This is a genomic window from Acetobacter okinawensis JCM 25146, from assembly GCF_000613865.1.
GTDB classification, from domain to species: Bacteria; Pseudomonadota; Alphaproteobacteria; order Acetobacterales; family Acetobacteraceae; genus Acetobacter; species Acetobacter okinawensis.
This window is the reverse complement of the sequence record NZ_BAJU01000002.1, coordinates 41,603-58,080: the sequence shown is the minus strand read 5'-3', so window position 1 is coordinate 58,080 and position 16,478 is coordinate 41,603. Positions and strand designations below refer to the sequence as shown.

General features: G+C 54.1%; 14 protein-coding genes and 1 pseudogene. 2 read left to right on the top strand and 13 right to left on the bottom strand.

Translation table 11 applies throughout. From position 1 onward, the window contains the following. Positions 1–5: 5 nt before the first annotated feature. From JCM25146_RS01705 to JCM25146_RS01675, 9 genes and pseudogenes are all read right to left on the bottom strand, one after another. Positions 6–620 (bottom strand): SGNH/GDSL hydrolase family protein, encoded by a 615-nt coding sequence (locus tag JCM25146_RS01705; protein ID WP_242400840.1) that lies wholly within the window; start codon positions 618–620, stop codon positions 6–8. 76 nt (positions 621–696) lie between these two features. Then, a complete protein-coding gene (bcsD, locus tag JCM25146_RS01700; RefSeq protein ID WP_025825426.1) occupies positions 697–1,131 on the bottom strand; it encodes a cellulose biosynthesis protein BcsD in 435 nt (144 codons plus the stop codon). Then, positions 1,128–3,755 carry a cellulose synthase subunit BcsC-related outer membrane protein gene (locus JCM25146_RS01695; RefSeq protein ID WP_159101939.1) on the bottom strand — a complete coding sequence of 876 codons (2,628 nt, stop codon included), beginning with the start codon at positions 3,753–3,755 and terminating at the stop codon, positions 1,128–1,130. The genes bcsD and JCM25146_RS01695 overlap by 4 nt, the downstream gene beginning before the upstream one ends. Further along, complete coding sequence (locus tag JCM25146_RS22335; protein ID WP_025825422.1) at positions 3,697–4,725, bottom strand: hypothetical protein; 1,029 nt, start codon at positions 4,723–4,725, stop codon at positions 3,697–3,699. The genes JCM25146_RS01695 and JCM25146_RS22335 overlap by 59 nt, the downstream gene beginning before the upstream one ends. Before the next feature lie 5 nt (positions 4,726–4,730). Beyond that, a pseudogene (locus JCM25146_RS16435) lies at positions 4,731–6,850 on the bottom strand (cellulose biosynthesis cyclic di-GMP-binding regulatory protein BcsB). A 194-nt stretch (positions 6,851–7,044) separates the two neighbouring features. Then, entirely contained in the window at positions 7,045–8,904 is a 1,860-nt protein-coding gene (locus JCM25146_RS16430; protein WP_051543868.1) for a glycosyltransferase, read from the bottom strand. Next, positions 8,880–9,407: a hypothetical protein gene (locus tag JCM25146_RS20415; RefSeq protein WP_051543866.1), complete on the bottom strand. Its 528-nt coding sequence runs from the start codon at positions 9,405–9,407 to the stop codon at positions 8,880–8,882. Before JCM25146_RS20415 ends, JCM25146_RS16430 begins: the two co-directional genes overlap by 25 nt. Then, positions 9,404–10,165: a cellulose biosynthesis protein BcsQ gene (gene bcsQ, locus JCM25146_RS01680; RefSeq protein WP_025825420.1), complete on the bottom strand. Its 762-nt coding sequence runs from the start codon at positions 10,163–10,165 to the stop codon at positions 9,404–9,406. Before bcsQ ends, JCM25146_RS20415 begins: the two co-directional genes overlap by 4 nt. A 44-nt stretch (positions 10,166–10,209) precedes the next feature. Further along, on the bottom strand, positions 10,210–10,638 hold the full coding sequence (locus JCM25146_RS01675) for a hypothetical protein (RefSeq protein ID WP_025825417.1): 429 nt from the start codon (positions 10,636–10,638) through the stop codon (positions 10,210–10,212). A 232-nt stretch (positions 10,639–10,870) separates the two neighbouring features. Here JCM25146_RS01675 and JCM25146_RS21840 point away from each other — a divergent pair, with 232 nt between their 5' ends. Continuing rightward, a complete protein-coding gene (locus tag JCM25146_RS21840; protein ID WP_148298925.1) occupies positions 10,871–11,134 on the top strand; it encodes a hypothetical protein in 264 nt (87 codons plus the stop codon). Between the two features lie 26 nt (positions 11,135–11,160). On the opposite strand, the gene JCM25146_RS01670 is transcribed toward JCM25146_RS21840, so the two are convergent. Genes JCM25146_RS01670 through JCM25146_RS01660 form a run of 3 tightly spaced genes read right to left on the bottom strand, consistent with a single transcriptional unit; the run spans position 11,161 to position 14,788 of the window. Further along, positions 11,161–11,625, bottom strand: coding sequence for a hypothetical protein (locus JCM25146_RS01670; protein WP_025825415.1), 465 nt, complete (start codon positions 11,623–11,625; stop codon positions 11,161–11,163). A gap of 14 nt (positions 11,626–11,639) precedes the next feature. Beyond that, a complete protein-coding gene (locus JCM25146_RS01665; protein WP_025825413.1) occupies positions 11,640–12,776 on the bottom strand; it encodes a DegT/DnrJ/EryC1/StrS family aminotransferase in 1,137 nt (378 codons plus the stop codon). Next, positions 12,773–14,788 carry a polysaccharide biosynthesis protein gene (locus JCM25146_RS01660; RefSeq protein ID WP_025825410.1) on the bottom strand — a complete coding sequence of 672 codons (2,016 nt, stop codon included), beginning with the start codon at positions 14,786–14,788 and terminating at the stop codon, positions 12,773–12,775. The genes JCM25146_RS01665 and JCM25146_RS01660 overlap by 4 nt, the downstream gene beginning before the upstream one ends. A 174-nt stretch (positions 14,789–14,962) precedes the next feature. Here JCM25146_RS01660 and JCM25146_RS16425 point away from each other — a divergent pair, with 174 nt between their 5' ends. After that, positions 14,963–15,880, top strand: coding sequence for an MraY family glycosyltransferase (locus JCM25146_RS16425; protein ID WP_242400839.1), 918 nt, complete (start codon positions 14,963–14,965; stop codon positions 15,878–15,880). A 21-nt stretch (positions 15,881–15,901) separates the two neighbouring features. Here the strand turns inward: JCM25146_RS16425 and JCM25146_RS01650 are convergent, their stop codons facing one another. Further along, positions 15,902–16,345 (bottom strand): hypothetical protein, encoded by a 444-nt coding sequence (locus JCM25146_RS01650; RefSeq protein WP_025825408.1) that lies wholly within the window; start codon positions 16,343–16,345, stop codon positions 15,902–15,904. Positions 16,346–16,478: the final 133 nt, after the last annotated feature.

Genomic DNA, 16,478 nt, shown 5'->3' with positions numbered 1-16,478 from the left:
TCGTTTTACTGGCCTTTGGCCAGCATGGGCTCTACATTCTGGATGATTGCATTGCTCCACTTTGTATAATCTTCCGACGTCAAATGCAGACCATCTTCAGTGCTCACGTCTTTCTGCTGCAACAGCTTGGTCGAATCCACATAATGACAAGGCTGCACTTCCTTGTTCAGAAGATTGGCCAGTTCAACTGTGCGCGCTTCGGTTTTTCCATAACGTGGATTATAATGCCCCCAGGTCGGCCCGATCCACACGCATTTGGTTGATCCTATATCCGACACCAGTGCATGGACCTGATCCTTGATCCAGTCTGTCGGCATCTGTGGCTGGCTGTAACCAGCCATGGCATCTCCAAAAACCACAACCACTGCATCGGGGTGCCACTGCTGCATCAGCGCCTGAATGTTGGGCGGTGCATCATTTTTATCCATCGACACATTGATCCGCTCGGTACCAATACGTTTGGTATAACCACAGGCATTCAGGGGCTTTTCATCCACCCAGTCTTCCGGTTTGGATGAACACAGACCATAGGTCACAACCTTAGCCCCCTGTGCGACAAACGCCTCCGGCAAAGACGCGACAAGAGTATTCTTATGCGTCAGGTGACTATCACCGATCATAAGAATTGTAAGGCCAGCAAGCAACGGATGCATTCTTGGAAACCCTTCCCGTTATTACAGTAGTCAAGTGACAGTGCTATTGCCCGTAAGTCAACACAACGACATTGGGTACGTCTGCTTTGTTCTCCACGGACCAACTGATACGTGCATCCGAAAGAGAATCCGGCTGCTGTTCCAGCCAGACACTATAAAGACCAGCCAGCGCAGATGCCAGCCACAAGCCCGGGGGCTCTCCCATGCTCCCGACAACGGGCAGACCAACATGGCGGAGCACCAGTTTTTTAGCTAACGTATCCACTCGCAGCGTAACGCGCCCCCACTCCAGCAGAGCAAGTGCTGCGTTCATTTCCATCTCCAGCGCTTCCAATGTCTGGCATGGTGGCAAGCCAAGGCGGACAGCCATCTGACGCCCTACATCTTGCAGGAATCTGTCGCGGCTTCCACTCCCCACCTGCGCGTCAAAACTACGGGCAAGTTCCTGCAAAAACAGTGACATTCCGATGACTTTCATTGGGTATCCAGAAAAGTGTAATGCGCCGCCAGCCCAGCGATAAACTGGTTCCATGGTCCAGCATTCTGGAACTGGAAGTTAGCACCTACGCGCAGGGCGGGAGAAACCTGATAAGAAAAATTGGCATGTGCTCCACCAATCAGATGGTTGGATGGACGTGCCTCCCCGATTGGCTGGTCTGCATCATCAATATTGGTCAGCGCCTGCGAATGGTAGTTCTGATAACCAAGCTGGCCACCCACATCCCACAGCCATTTATCAACCTTGCCAGTATAGGTAATGGGTACGGTCACAGAAAAGAAGGATTGGGGGGAGAAGTAGCCGCCATAACCATAGCTGTTATCCGGATAGTTCTGATCCGGAAAAACATACTGGTTATTATCAAAACGGAACCACGTCAGGTTTGAACCAATCTGCACTTCCTGATTATGATTTTTGTAAACTGTAACCGCACCACCGATCCCTGCCTCGTATTCTTCATTGGTGCGGGTGTTCTTACCATCTAGGTATGCATAACCACCCCCGCCATAAACGGTGTAGCCATTCCCGGAATAGGCCAGTTGCAGGTGAATGTGATTCTTCATCACCCCACCCCAGGTTTTTCCAGTGTCCTTGTTTTTCATACCGGAGTAAGACACCACACTGTCGGTCAGCGCACGTCTTTCCACCACAAAACTCAGATGCAGATTATCCGTAATCTGGGGGAAAAACTGCAACCCCGCCACAACATTACTGCTTGCAAAACCAAGGGGGGTAGATCCCACATCCCCTTTAAGCCAGTTCCACTCATACCCCGCATTTAACGCCACACCTGCAGCGTCATGACCAGAATACTGCGCCGGACCATCCCCTGCAGAAAGGGAGACCGGCGTCACAGAAGCATTCAGGCGTCCCTGACCCCATTGCACGGAGCCCGCAATAGGCACTTCCACATCAACCAGCTTGCCCAGACCCGCGCCGTTGCGAGTATTGAACACCGGCCCAACATCCAGATACGGTGCATAGGCCTTGCCAGTTACCTCAATTTCACGATCAATCGAGGCAAGCATGGGGTCTGTTGTTTTGGTCGCACCAGCCTGTGACACGCCATGACGGAAGGGGTTTTCTCCATCTTCCACCTCTACCGGCGTACCAACGCTTTCCAAACGCAGCATACGTGCCTGCGCCAGCGCATTCAGAGCTTCCGTCCAGTTGCCTCTGGCTTTTGCTACGACAGACGTCCCAACCCATGTCCGCGGGTCAGATGGCGCACGTTCGCGCATTGAGTCCAGATCCTGCCGGGCCTGCTCCAGATCATGGAGTTCAACATTCAGGCGGATAGCCTGCAGACGTGCATCCAGGTCGTCAGGGTTCTGGTTCAGAACTGCGCGTGTAATGGACAGCGCTTTTTTTGCATTGTGATCTGACTGATACAAACGGGACAATGCAAGCTGCGCTGATGACTGATCCGTTTGCAAGGCGGGTGCCAGAACATCGTAAGCCTCCGCGCGTTTTCCGTCATCATTGAGCTGGTCAGACCTTTGAATGGCCAGACCATTTTTTAGACCCTGAAGAAATGTTTTTTCTTCATCTGTTAATTGCATGCCTTCAAGTGACGCCAGCACATGCCGCACAGCCGCAGGTTTTTGTGCCGCCAGCATCACACCGGCATAGGCGATACTCTGCCGTGCAGATGGCACACGGGCAAGGCGGAGCATCTCATTGAGCAGACCAACAGCGCCCGCAGCATCCCCCCGTTTGAGAAGCGCTTCCCCCATCAACTGGCCGCGCGCACCAGTGGTATCCTCACCACCCTGCTGAGCAATGCGATTAAAGTATATTCTGGCTTCCTGTGGATCATCTGGCGCACCGGCAACAAGCTTCTGAAACCTGATGCGGTCAGCAATCTGCCTGATATCCGGGGTCATCCCCTGACGTGGCAAAATCTGAAGCAGCCGCTCGATCAGATCCGTATCCTGAATCTGATTGCCGTAATAGATACCCGCCTGAATATTAACGACAGGTGCCCCTTTCTGCACAGACAGAAGGGGCTCCATAACATCGGCAGCTTCGCCACGGTTGCCGCCATCCACCAAAGCCTGGGCAAGATGCAGCCGCAACCACGGGTCATGCGGCTGCGCCCTGACTGCCGCGCGCAACAGGTTAATTTTTTCATCCAGACCTGTCGCCGCATTGGCCTGCCGGATCAGATCGGCTGCGGCAACCTGCTTCCCAAAATTGGGGGAAACCCGTGCTAGCCTACGCTCGACATCTGCAAATTCCGCCGTATTCCCAGATGAACGAAGCAAAGCATATAAACCCTGCAAAGCATCGGCATTATCAGGCTCTATCGCCAAAGCCTGCCTATAAAAAGCCTCAGCCCCATGCGGATTATTCTGTTTGGCAGCCACATCGCCCGAAAGCGCCAGAAGACCCGCCTGTTTGGGATCTATCGACAGAGCCTGATCGATAGAAGCTTTGGCTTCTGTATAGTTTCCTGGCTGCATCAGGGGTTTTACGCGTGCATACGTCGTGGCAACCTTGGCTGAAGCCAGCGCAGAAGACCACTTGCTGGCCGTCTGGGGGTCAACCTGCCCGGCTTTTTCCAAAAGATCGCTGGCTTCCTCCATACGGCCTTGCCGCATACGCACCAGCAAGTCCCCCCAAGGCATCTCCATCAGTCGGCCGTTCTGTGACTGCCTGCGAAAAATACTTGTCTGCATCGGCAACACTATCATTTGCCAAAGCCTGATAGCCCTGCGTGCGGTTAAGCAGAGCGCTCTCCGGCTCAGCAACCGCTGCGTGCTCCCTGATAGATTTGACGTCCGCATCCTGCGGATGCACTTTTAACCAGGCATCATACTCTGGAACACTTTCTGGCGTTTGCGCCAGCCAATGCAATGTTTCGCTCCACGCATGATCAATGGCAGAACTCTGTGAAGCGGAAAGACCACTCAAAGCCGCCAGCTTTTGCAAACGCTGTAAACCATCCAGCCGGGTGGCAGGTCGCCAGGTTAAAACCTGAGCATACGCAATCTGTGCGTCAAGGTTATTGGGGTTTTTCTCAACCAGTTGCTTAAGGCCCAGTCGCCCCTTATCGCGGTAACCGACGGCACCAGCCATCGTTTCGTAATACTCGACGGCATAGGCTGCTGGCGGACCATCGGGAAAAAGCTTGCGATAGGCGGCGGCGGCAGCACTCGTTTCGCCCGCTTTTGCAAGATCACGCGCACCCGACACGTCTATTTCCTGCGCGTGCCCATGCACCAGAGCAGCCTGAAGGGCTTGTGTTTCCGGCGCGTCTGGAAAACGCCGGGTCAAGGTTTGCAGCGCAGCATCGGCTGCGACGGAATCTCCCCCTTCGTGCGCCCAAAGTCCCTGTAGTTGCAGAACACGCGGATTATCAGGAGACAGATGCGCTGCCTGTGCCAGCGCCTGCCATGCCTGATCCATTTCCTGATGATCGTGCCAGTATTGTGCTTTCTGCAGGAGCAGATTGCCTACATCCACTGACGAGGAGGCAGCCGTTCCCAGCGATTCAGCACAGACAACAACAGGCACGGCAAAAGCCGCGACCCCCGTTATCCCAAATCTAATCGCTGTTAAACGCCTCATGCCGGTTACGCCTCGTTCCCTTCGTTCTGCTTTAAATACGCACGACGTCTGGCAGCGCGGGCAGCCAGCATTTTACGCAGTACAGTCCCGCTAGCAACAATGCCAAGAGCTGCCAAAATAATAATGCGCCAAGGATGTTCGCTAAAATACCAGTCACTCCATATCCAGAATGGAGCGTTACCTACTGTAAATGTCGAACCACTACGAGAAGCAAGAGTTTTATGTCCGGTGACAAATGTAAGATCACCCTGGATTCCTCTTTCAAGCGTAGGATTTTCTATGGTGTTGATCACAGTATCCAGCCCTTGCGGCGCTCCTGCGACAAGCACAACAACCGAACGCCCTTTTGTAAGCGGAGACTGGGTACCAATAAGTGCTCCTCCCCCGCTCAGGGATACACTCCCCTGGAATGTGACGGTTTTTGCACCTTGTATGACGTTATCCGCAAACATGTAGCGGATACCGTCCAACAGTGTGCGCTCCTTCAGGCGCAAGCGGTCTCCCTCAATCTGATAGGGCGATCCTTTCAGCAGGTCAGGCCCCTGAGCCGGAGCCTGTGTGCCACCGGTTGCCAGCTCTATCATCAAAATATCCCGGTCTTTGACGCCTGCCACATCCTTTGAGGACACAACATCCACGCCGGATATTGGCAACCATGTATAGGAGCCAAACAACCCTGCAACATCCAGATATGTCGTCAGCACGCCTGTACCCGCATGCTCCGGCAGAACAATGGCTGTCTCTGACAGATCCGCCATGCGTGTAAAGGGAAAACCGCTGTTTGCAAAAAGGGCAAGGTTAGGCATGACAGCCAGATGGTAGGCACGACGCATATCCAGAACTGAATCCGGGTCCAGTTCCAAGGATATATCCTGCGCCATGGCACTACAGTCACGGCGGGCCATGGGCCGACCATCAAAATAGAAATCAAGCTCGTTCTGGCCGTAAACCCCCCAGACCGGCAGTTCAACATGATGTTTCTGTATTGTCGGACGTTCAGGCAGAAAAGCACTTAACCATGCAGGCAGTTTTTGCGCATGCGACCACGGAAAACTATTCAGGTAGATACCGTTCAGGCTCACATCCACGCGCGAATGCTGGAGGTCGATATTATCCGCCAAAGGTGGATGAAAGCTGAAATGTGAATTGAACGGACGACCACGCCAGGTATAGAGGTCCGGCGCAATACGGAATGGAATGGCCAGAGTACCCGGCACATAACCATGGCCTGTCAGAGCACTCTGGCTGACAAGTTCACCAAACCTGACAACCCTGTCCGTTGGCAAAAATGCTGGAGCATCATACGGCACACGGGGAGAGAGCGACAGGTCGGCTCCCCCGGTCTGAGATAGATCTCCAAAGCTGCCGGATGTGTAGGCAAGCGTGTTGGCCGCCTGCAATACTTCCGTTACATTGCGGCCAGTAATGACAAGCAAAGTGCCATTACTGTCAGACGGGTTAGCAAGCTCTGCCACCAAAGGCCCTGCAATGGTCAGGCTTTTTCCCAGACTGTCTGGCAGGTTGTCCGCCGTACCCATGACAACGGCATTCCCCGTCTCAGCCACATGGTGCGAAACCGGGAAGGTGACATGATGAAAGTCTGCCTGCTTTCCAAACCAGGACGCAACAATACCTGCCGATTTCAGCAGGCTCCGCCCATTTGCATTCCCGACAGAAGCCTGCTCTGGCAACACAAAAGGGACGACAGCCCGGTCAACTGCCCCCGTATCCATAAAGGGGGCGGGCAGTGCGGATAGGTAACGCTTTGGCGGCAAAGGTGCCGTGGTAATGGAGAGTTGCGACTGCCCGGAAATCTGTCCCCAGAGAACGGGCTGATTTCATTACCGCAGGTAGCCGTGTACTGGCCCGCAAAGCTGAAGTTTACAACATTCTTGGACAGGAAAAAGAAAGGGTTAACGGTAAACTTAACCGGCCCAAAAGCTGATTTTCCCGGCGTGACCGGAATTGTGCCCACATACTGGTTATTCAGCCGGATGGTAATGCTGCTGACAGTTGGCAACAATGAGGGAGAAAGAGCACCAGACAGGACAAGCTCTGCGTCTGTTACCAGCTCGCCTTTGGGCAGACCAAACGTAATCCCCTGAATAGACGCAAAGGGCGTCATCATCAGGGTATCTCCTGCTCCCAGCTCCTTCAGGCTCCAGGTTTTCTTATTTACACCAACCAGAGCAGGCGCTGCATCTGCTACAGGTGCACCAAACGTCAGGCCTGGTGCCTGCGCCCCCTGCGAGGACTGGTCCTGCACCGCAGAGGCAGGGTCTGCTGCATTCACCGTAGGGAGCGGCGGCTCTCCGTCAGCTACTGGAGAGTCAGATGGGGCAGGCGGTACAGCCTGCGTTGCGCCGCCGGTGGCGCAGCGGCGGCGGCAACAGCTGGCGCACCCCCGAGCGGCTGCTGTGCCCAGCCAACAGCCGGCAGAGCCGTACCGAGCAGGAAAAGACACAATGTCGCTGTTTTTTTCTTGGGTGCGACAATCACGGCTTTTCTTTCCGGTTTTTTTTCAACAACAGGGGAACGACGAGGCTGGACCTTGGATTTGGAAGGAGGAAGCTTCTGGCTTGCAGCACCCGGTTTTTCCTCAAAACGGAACAGGCTGACAATGCTGCTTACTGCAAGCCACAGGCTACGCAAAGGCCGATCTGGTGGGTAGTGCCCCCAATCCACCCACGCGTCTGCCCGCCCAAAAACAAACCGGACCACTTCCGCCTCATGACGTAGGGAATCGTAGCGCCAATCCAGCCCGATTGACTGCTTGCCCACCCATATAATTTCGCCCTTCAGGCAACCTTCTTCAGTAAACACATGGACAATCTGGCCATTTTTCCACTCATTCAGTGTGCTTTCCGTAACCTCAACCTGACAGCCCCCGGTGGACACATCCATAATATGTGTCGGCAGCAACTGACCGCCTTCAGAACGCAGCGTCACCGGCAGACGCACCTGAATACGCGCCTTGCCCCGTACCTGGCGGGATTCGTGCCCTACGGCAATAGCCAGCAGAAGAGTAAGAATGCTGATGCTGATCCAGACTTCATTCAACCACAATGCATTAAATACAACCTGGGAGTTATGGAACATGAACAGCCGGTAAAAGCCGTAAAGCATGCCCATAAACAGAAATCCGCTTAAAATGACATTGGGATAAACGGCCTGCCAGTCCAGATAAGCCTGTTTGATTGTCCCGCCTTTATCCGTCACATTAAACTTGCCAAGCTTGGGAAAAAGCATTGTCACCAGCGTGACGCGCACCAGAAATGTCGCCAGCGTTGTTTCGTATATTTCACCCCAGAACGAGTACCGCCAGTTCCCGTTCATGCGCGCTGATGTGCAGATACAATGAAAGAAATGCGGCAAAACATAAGCACAGAGCGCCATGGGAGACGCAGCAATCAGTGTCTGGTTGAACACCAGAAAACATATGGGGGACGTTAAAAACACCAGACGGGGAATAGCAAACAGAAAACCTGCCATAGCCGAAAAATAGCAGATTCTCTGCGGCAACTTCAGACCCGGACCTGTAAACGGATTGTCGGTACGTAAAATCTGGATCATACCGCGGGCCCATCGCATTCTCTGACCAATGTGCAGGATCAGGCGCTCAGTCGCCAGCCCCGCGGCAAGCGGCAGACTAAGGTATGCTGTAGACCAGCCACGGCGTTGCAGTTTAAGGGCCGTATGCGCATCCTCAGTTACGGTTTCTGTGGCAATCCCGCCGACTTCCATCAACGCATCACGCCGGATAACAGCGCAGGAGCCGCAAAAAAACGACGCGTTCCAAAAGTCATTACCCGGTTGCAGCAGGCCGTAAAAACTGTTGCCTTCCGGTGGCACGCGCATGCCATTGGCCAGATTCCTCTGGAACGGATCCGGGGAGTAAAAATGATGCGGTGTTTGCAGCAGACCAACACTGGGGTCGGTCACAAACCAGCCCATTGTGGTTTGCAAAAAGGCACGGCATGGCACGTGATCGCAGTCAAAAATTGCGATCATCTCACCATCCGTCAGGCTGAGGGCGTGGTTGAGATTACCTGCTTTGGCATGGGAATTGTCTGCGCGGCTGATGTAACCGATCCCCGCGGACTCAGCAAACTGCCGGAACTCATCGCGGTGACCGTCATCCAGAATAAAAACATTCAGCTTATCTGGTGGCCAGTCCATGGAGCGCAGGCCAACGCGGTCACCCGCACAATACTCAGGTCTTCATTATACGTAGGAATATAAACATCTACACTTGGCCATTGGTCAGAATTGTCCGGCAGAGGTGCTGGCTTTCTTTCCAATGGATGTACTGTTTGAAAATAAATCAGTAACAGCATCATAAACGCATAGGCTTCTGCCGAAAGCAGAATAATGCCCAAAATCGCCTGAAATGTCGTTTGAAATACCAGCGTATCAATCATCCGCCAGGCCAGATATCTAAAAGACACAGCTAGTGAGAGTATTTTTAAATACAGTGTAGCCGTATCATCCTTGCGGCGATTTATAATGAAAAATGCAATAATTCCGGCAATGCCGACAATAAGCTGTCCACCCGCTGACAGGAAAGACAACGTAACAACAAAAAATCCGACAATGGAAAAACACAGCAGAAAAGCTGCAAGCGCTTTGTGAACACCCCGATCAACACGGAACAGATTGCTCAGCCGATCAGACAGTTTCATGAACGTGCTTCCAGATAACGATGGACCCGTTCTGAAAGATTATTCAGATCGGCCGCAGCACGAGATAAAGGTGCATAGTCTGGCACTGGCTGCTGCATGGCCAGTGCTTCCCCCACATATTCGTCCCGATGCACAACACCAAAAAGCGCCTGACCTATTTTTTCAGACAGACCGGAACAGATAGAGCGCCCCAATCTGGTCATCGGGTCGAACTGGTTTAATACATACCCACGGCGCACATTGCGGACTTCTGAATAGATTTTTCGCGCAGCAATATTGGAATACAGCACTGCAGAGGCCGCATCCACCGCAAGAATAGTCAGCAGCAGATCCACATGGGGCAAAATGGCCTGCAACATGACAGAAGGCCCCGGAGGTGTATCCACCACAACCACAATGCGTGGAGACTCAGCCATCTTTACCAGCGGCTTCCATAACAATTCAGGCTGTTGCCTGATAATACTGTCTTTTTTAATGCTTTTCCCTGCAGAAAGCTGGCCATAAGGCAAAGTGACCACGCCACTCTTGCGGTCTTCCTTAAGGGCTGCCTCCCATGATTCGAAATTCCCGACAGATTTTACAAAACCCTGCTCATCAGCCACATCCCCACCAAGGTGGAGACGCAGCATGTTCTGCGGGTCCAGGTCCACGGCCACTACATGATAATGCCGTTTTTTAGCCAGACTGGCAGCCAGATTGGCTGCAATCATGGTTTTGCCGACGCCCCCTTTTGGTGAAACACAGCAAATCAAGGGCATACGAAGTACTCTATCAAAAAGTGTCGAACCAACATTTTCAACAATTAGCGGAAAATATCCGACAAATTGGAAGCAGGCCGGAGTTGGTCCCGCTTTCCCGCAAGGAAAGCAAAAACATCCCGCAAAGACTGTTGCTGGGATTTTATCTCAACGTCACTCTCTGAAGATTTGGGAGAAGGAGAATTGACGGGTTTTTGACGGACCTCAGCTTCCACGGGAGCCTCTGTTTTTACAGAGGTCAGTATTTCAGCAAGAGCATCTTTAACCGGAGCAGTTGCAACCGGTTGAGAAGCCTCTTTGACCCTCCGCCCGACAGGGGCTTCAACATCAGGCAGGCTCGCAAGGTTATCAAACTCTTTATATTTCAGATCCGGTTCCTGCACAGCAACCCTGAGGCCGGAAATATCGTCTGCGCTGCTTGATGGCTGGCTAGAAACTTTGGCAAGTACTGCATCGACAAGTGGAAAACCCATCACTGCCTCCTCTATCCTATCGTTGCGCAGTACGAAATTTATTTAAAAACTTCTACGCGCTGTTGGTTAACGATACCGCATTACGAACAGTTCACAAAGAACAGTCCCTCTCTACGGTACAAATTTACTGAAAAATTCACTATATTCAAAAATCATACAAAATAGACTAGTGTGTTTTTTCTATATCATACAAACAAAAAATACATCATTGAACCCATGCAAATCTTAACTTTTGATTATTCCACAAAACGATCAAAAAATAAATTCAATAATCCAAAAAACATACAATCGGATCAAAACATCTCCACACCGTATTTTCTCAGATAAAAATAATATTCTTCAAGAATTAAAAAAATTTAATACACTATATTTTAGAAAAGAAACAAAACTCCCTGCGCGTGGCGGCAAAAAAGGGAATATCCGCCCCCTCCTTGCCGATAAATCCACAACCAGAAAACCCAAACAAAAAAACTTTTTTACTCTATTAGATATCTAAAAAACTAACGAATATTCCATACATTCTCATGGAAAACTGGAATGCTTAAACGGATACCGGTCCACCATCAGACGCAATGGCGCAAAGTCTTTGTTGGAGAATGTTTCCGACCGCACCCATGATCCATCCGGAGATTCCACAAACACGGTTGCATTCCAGTCTGCGGCGCTGATTCCCGTCCATAGAGTCAGGGTCAGCACATCTTTGCCCTGCGCATCCTTGAGAAAAAGATGAGAATCGCCAGAAGATGGTGGTGTGCGACTTAATGGCCCCCAGCCAGATTTATGCCCGTCCAGCCATTTATTCAGATCAGCCACCTCATCCTTTTCCAAAGCTCTCTGGTGGTGCATGGGCCCGACATCTATAACGGCACTGGCCACCTGAGGGAACGAAACAGGTTTGAAGTTGGGCAGGGCAAAAGTCCAGATAGCGACCGATGTGCTGATCGTCAGAACCAGAAATCCAATGATAAATGCTGTTTCTTTACGCATAAAAACTGTCTTTCTTACCCTTTTACTGCGGCAATAACACGCGCCACATCTTGATCGGTCAGTTCTGGATGGATAGGCAGCGCCAGAATACGCTGTGCCAGATCATCAGAAACAGGAAGAACCGCCCCATCATGGTGGTCGCGGTAGGCAGGCTGTTTATGCAGTGGCAAAGGGTAATAGATAGCCGAAGGCACCCCTCTGTCTTTCAGGCGGGCCTGAAGGTGCTCTCTTTCTTCTGCACAGCCAACAAGAATAGCATAAATAGCCCATGCACTCCGGCTATCAGCCACACGTGCAGGCACCTGCACATGCCCGCCAAGACCTGCATCATACTGCGCCGCAATGGCATCCCGCCGGGCCAGCTCTTGTTTAAAAAAATCCAGCTTGGCCAGCAGGACTGCGGCCTGCAGGGTATCCAGCCGACCATTCATACCCGTGCGCAGCACCTCGTACCGGGTTGTGCCTTCGCCGTGCGTGCGTAAGGAGCGGTAAATTGCGGCACGCTCAGGATCGTCAGTCAGAATAGCGCCACCATCGCCATACCCCCCCAAAGGCTTGGAAGGAAAAAAGGACAGGGTCGTCGCCGTAGCCTCGCGCCCCAGTGGTTTACCTGCCAGTTCCGCTCCAAAGGACTGCGCGCAGTCCGCCATAAGAAACAGACCTTCATGCTGGGCGATGGCCCGCAATTCCGGCCACGGAGCAGGCTGGCCAAACAGGTCCACCCCGACAATGGCGCGGGGCCTCAGTTTACCAGCAGCCCGCACCGCCTGAATACGACTGCGCAGGTGTTCAGGGTCAATCTGGAATGTTCTAGGGTCCACATCCACAAATACGGGCGTAGCTCCCAGCACCAAGGGCACTTCCGCCGTAGCCGTGTAAGTAAAGGCCGGTAGGAATACTGCATCCCCCGGACCAATCCCCTCGGCCATCATAACAATCTGGAGCGCATCCGTGCCGGAAGAAACACCTACGCACTCACGCGCACCTGCCCATGCCGCCAGACGTCCCTCAAGCTCTGTAACCTCTGGCCCCATAACAAACCGGCAGTGCGCCAGAACGGCATCCAGACGCTGGCGGAGCGCTGGCCCTATCCGCTCCTGCTGGGCTGCAAGATCAAGAAACGCAATGGGCCTGTCGTCTGAACTGCTCATGGTGCCATCTGCTCCGTACCATCGGCCTTTATCTGTTCGTTCCTTACAGCATCGGAGGATTTTGCACCAGCCGGTGCCAGGGAGCGTACTTCTCCATGAGGGTTATGGTCAAATTCCGGCACAAGCTGGCACAGGACCTGTAACGCTGCACCCACCTCTCCACGGCGGGCATGGAGGGTAATCTGGTCAACCGCTGCACGCACATCTGCCAGCTCCACCACGCGGGGAGTGGCCATGAACAGACCCGGCGCATCGGTCGGCACCGGAGCCTCACGTCCGTGGAACAGCTCCTCGTACAGTTTTTCCCCCGCACGCAGGCCAGTAAAATGAATGGCCACATCCTCGTCCGGTTTAAGCCCGGCAAGGCGCACCATCTGCCGTGCCAGATCAACTATTTTTACCGGCTCCCCCATATCCAGCACAAAAATGCCACCGTGGCGGAGCAGATCATCCGTGCCGGTCGCTCCGACCCCGGATGTCCCGCGCACACTGGCCTGCAAAACAAGCCCCACGGCCTCCGGCACGGTCATGAAGTAGCGCCGCATTTCCGGATGCGTGATGGTCAGCGGTCCGCCCCGCTCCAGCTGCCTCTGGAACAGTGGCACCACAGACCCCGTTGACCCCAGCACATTGCCAAACCGGACCGTAATGCAGCGCATGCCCCCACCGGCTCCTGCTGCACGGGCCTGAATATCGAGCGCCTGACAGTACATTTCCGCCGCACGCTTGGAGGCTCCCATCAGACTGGATGGATTGACCGCCTTGTCGGTGGAAATAACCACCATGGCGCCCGCTCCATACCGGGCGGCGGCATCGGCCACGACCCGTGTGCCGTGCACATTGGTCAGCACCCCTTCCTCCGGGTTTGCCTCCACGATCGGCACATGTTTGAGGGCTGCGGCATGAAACACCAGATCAGGCTTGAAATGTGCCATAACGGCGTCCATCCGCTCTTCATCACGGACATCAGCCACAACGACCTGACGTGGAATATCCGGCGCACAATCGGCCAGTTCCACATCAATCTGCCAGAGCGCGAACTCACCATGGTCAAGCAGAACCAGACAGGCAGGCCCAAGCTGAGCGATCTGGCGTACCAGTTCTGACCCGATAGTGCCCCCCGCCCCGGTCACCATAACTGTGCGCTGCCTGATCAGACGCTCCATGCCCGCATGATCGAGAGATACCTGCGGACGGTTAAGCAGATCTTCAATCGGGATGGGTCGCAAGTGCACCTGGTCAGCGGGCGTAAGTTCGGTCATCACGGGGGTTCTGAGCACGGCAATCCCGTAATCGGCCGCCACAGCCAGCACCCGGCTGAGCGCTTGCCCCTTAAAGGCGGGGTCCGCAACAACCAGAGCCTTGGGCAGGCTCCCCGCCTTGCGCATCCGTTCCAGCACGAGCGATATTTCCTGCACATGGCCCAGAATCGGTACATTCTGAATGCGCTGCCCAGCCTGCTGCTTAAGCCCCACCAGCCCCACGACGCGGATATTCATGTCATGGTTGCGTTCAAGCGCCATCAGGTAAAGATCAGCCGTATTGGCCGTCCCGATCAGCACCACGCGCTGCCGCCCCTCCCGCCGGGCCACAAGCCTGTGCGCCACACGAAGGGAAACACGCGACCCACCCAACAGAATGAGCAGAACCATGGCGTAAATAACGGGAAAAGCCTCGCTCGGGAGCGGGAAGCCAGCCCACACCAACCCGACAGAAAACAGCAGCGCACTTGCAACAGATGCACCGGCAATACCCAGCAGGTCCGAAACACCGGAAAAACGCCAGTATTGCTGCGGAATTCTGAATGGAATCCCGCTCACTGCCAGAGAAACACCCCCACCAGCCAAAAACCACAACGGGTGGAGCAGACCATCCTGCGGGGCTGCCAGCCAGCGGGCCAGAGGGGCCGCCAGCGCTGCCAGCGCGCCATCAAGCAGGATATTAACAGCAATCCTGTTCAACGGCCAAAATCTTGGATAGTGATGCTGGAGTTGAGAAGGTTGCGATACCATGATCCTGCACATATAGCCCAGCCCCTGACATCCTAGAAGCAGCCTAACCGGACAATGGCCTTATTTCATGCCTTTTTTTTTCTACGCTCTGGCATTTTCCTGTCTGTTTTGCGCAACATGGCTGTGCGCTGCCCTTGTTCGGCGCATGATCGGCTGGCAATCATGGACCACCCCGTGCACCGCAGCGCACATGCCACCCCCACACCCAAAGGGGGAGGAATCGGGGTTATGGTGGCATTCGGGCTATTTTTCCCGCTTATGCAGTTGCTGACAGGGCAGCCGGTGCTCTCTTTGAGCTGTATTCTAACCGCCTGCGCCCTTGTGCTCCTGTGCAGTGTGTCATGGCTGGATGACCTGTACCAATGGCCTCCAACCATTAAACTGGCAGCACAAACCGCCGCCGCGTGCATGGTGGTGGGGGGCGGCATAAGCCTGAGTTGGCCAACACCTTTAACGGGGGCCATACTCTCCGTGCTCTGGCTGATTTTCATGACCAATGCCACCAACTTCATGGATGGGCTCAACGGGCTTATTTCCGGCTGCCTGAGCTGTGCTGCTGTGGCGCTGGCCGTTGTTGCCCCGACTTTTGGGGTGCCGGAGCTCCAATGGCCATCCCTGCTTCTGGCCTGCAGCCTGCTTGGCTTTCTGCCTTTCAACTTCCCTCATGCCCGGATTTTTATGGGGGATGTTGGCAGTCAGGGATGCGGCCTGCTTGCTGGCACCGCAGCGCTGTATATTGCCAGCCACACAACGCTGCCCGGTGGCTGGCTGCTTGGGCCGGCGCTGCTGTTTCCACTGATTTATGATGTAGTGTTCACACTCATCCGGCGTGGTTGTGCTGGGCACCCGCTCCTACGCGCACACCGTGGACATCTTTACCAGATCCTGCACCGCAGCCATGTGCCAGTCCCAGTGGTATCTGGTCTGGAGTGGTGCATGACCCTGTGGGGATGCACCATTGCCAGCCTTGTAGCACCCACCGCCAATATCTGGACCAGCGCAGGCGGGCTGGCCCTGCTTATGCTGCCCCAACTGGCATGGACCGCATTTGCCGTTGCACGTACCCGCACACACCCTGTTGGCAGGTGGTAAACGGCTCGCCCCACCAGAGATTTATTTGAGTGTAAACGTCAGCCCCTGCGCAGACCCGGCAAGCCTTGCCCCCTGCGATATGGTCTCGATCTTGATCCGCACACCATTCCTGTTTTCCAGCACCGCTCCCCCCAGACCCTGCCCCAGCGTGGCCTCACCATGGGCAGCGGCATAAGTGCCATCAAAATCCTTCAGTCGGTGCAGGTTATAAACCGTACCCGTGCCCTCGATCTTGGAAAAGCCAACAGCGGCAATAGTGCCCCCGGTAATGGAGAAAGTGTGGGTCTTGCCGCCATATGTCAGCTTACCCTCCCCCCACGTATACCCGACCCCAATATCGGCCGATTTGGCGGTCAGGGTCAGTTTGGCTGTAGGGGCGCCCATGGCGTCAGCCGCCTGCGCTGCGGACACAGCACCAAAGGAAACAGCCAGAGCGGCGGCAGCAACAGCAGAAGAAAAACGCATGGGGTGGTTTCCTTTACCTGATTGACAAGGTTACCGAAAACAACGCCCCCAATACAAAAAAGTTGCCCGCCGCACGGGTTTGACCATGCGTGAACATGGCCACACCCCGCAACAGGGCAACTTTAATCCGCCT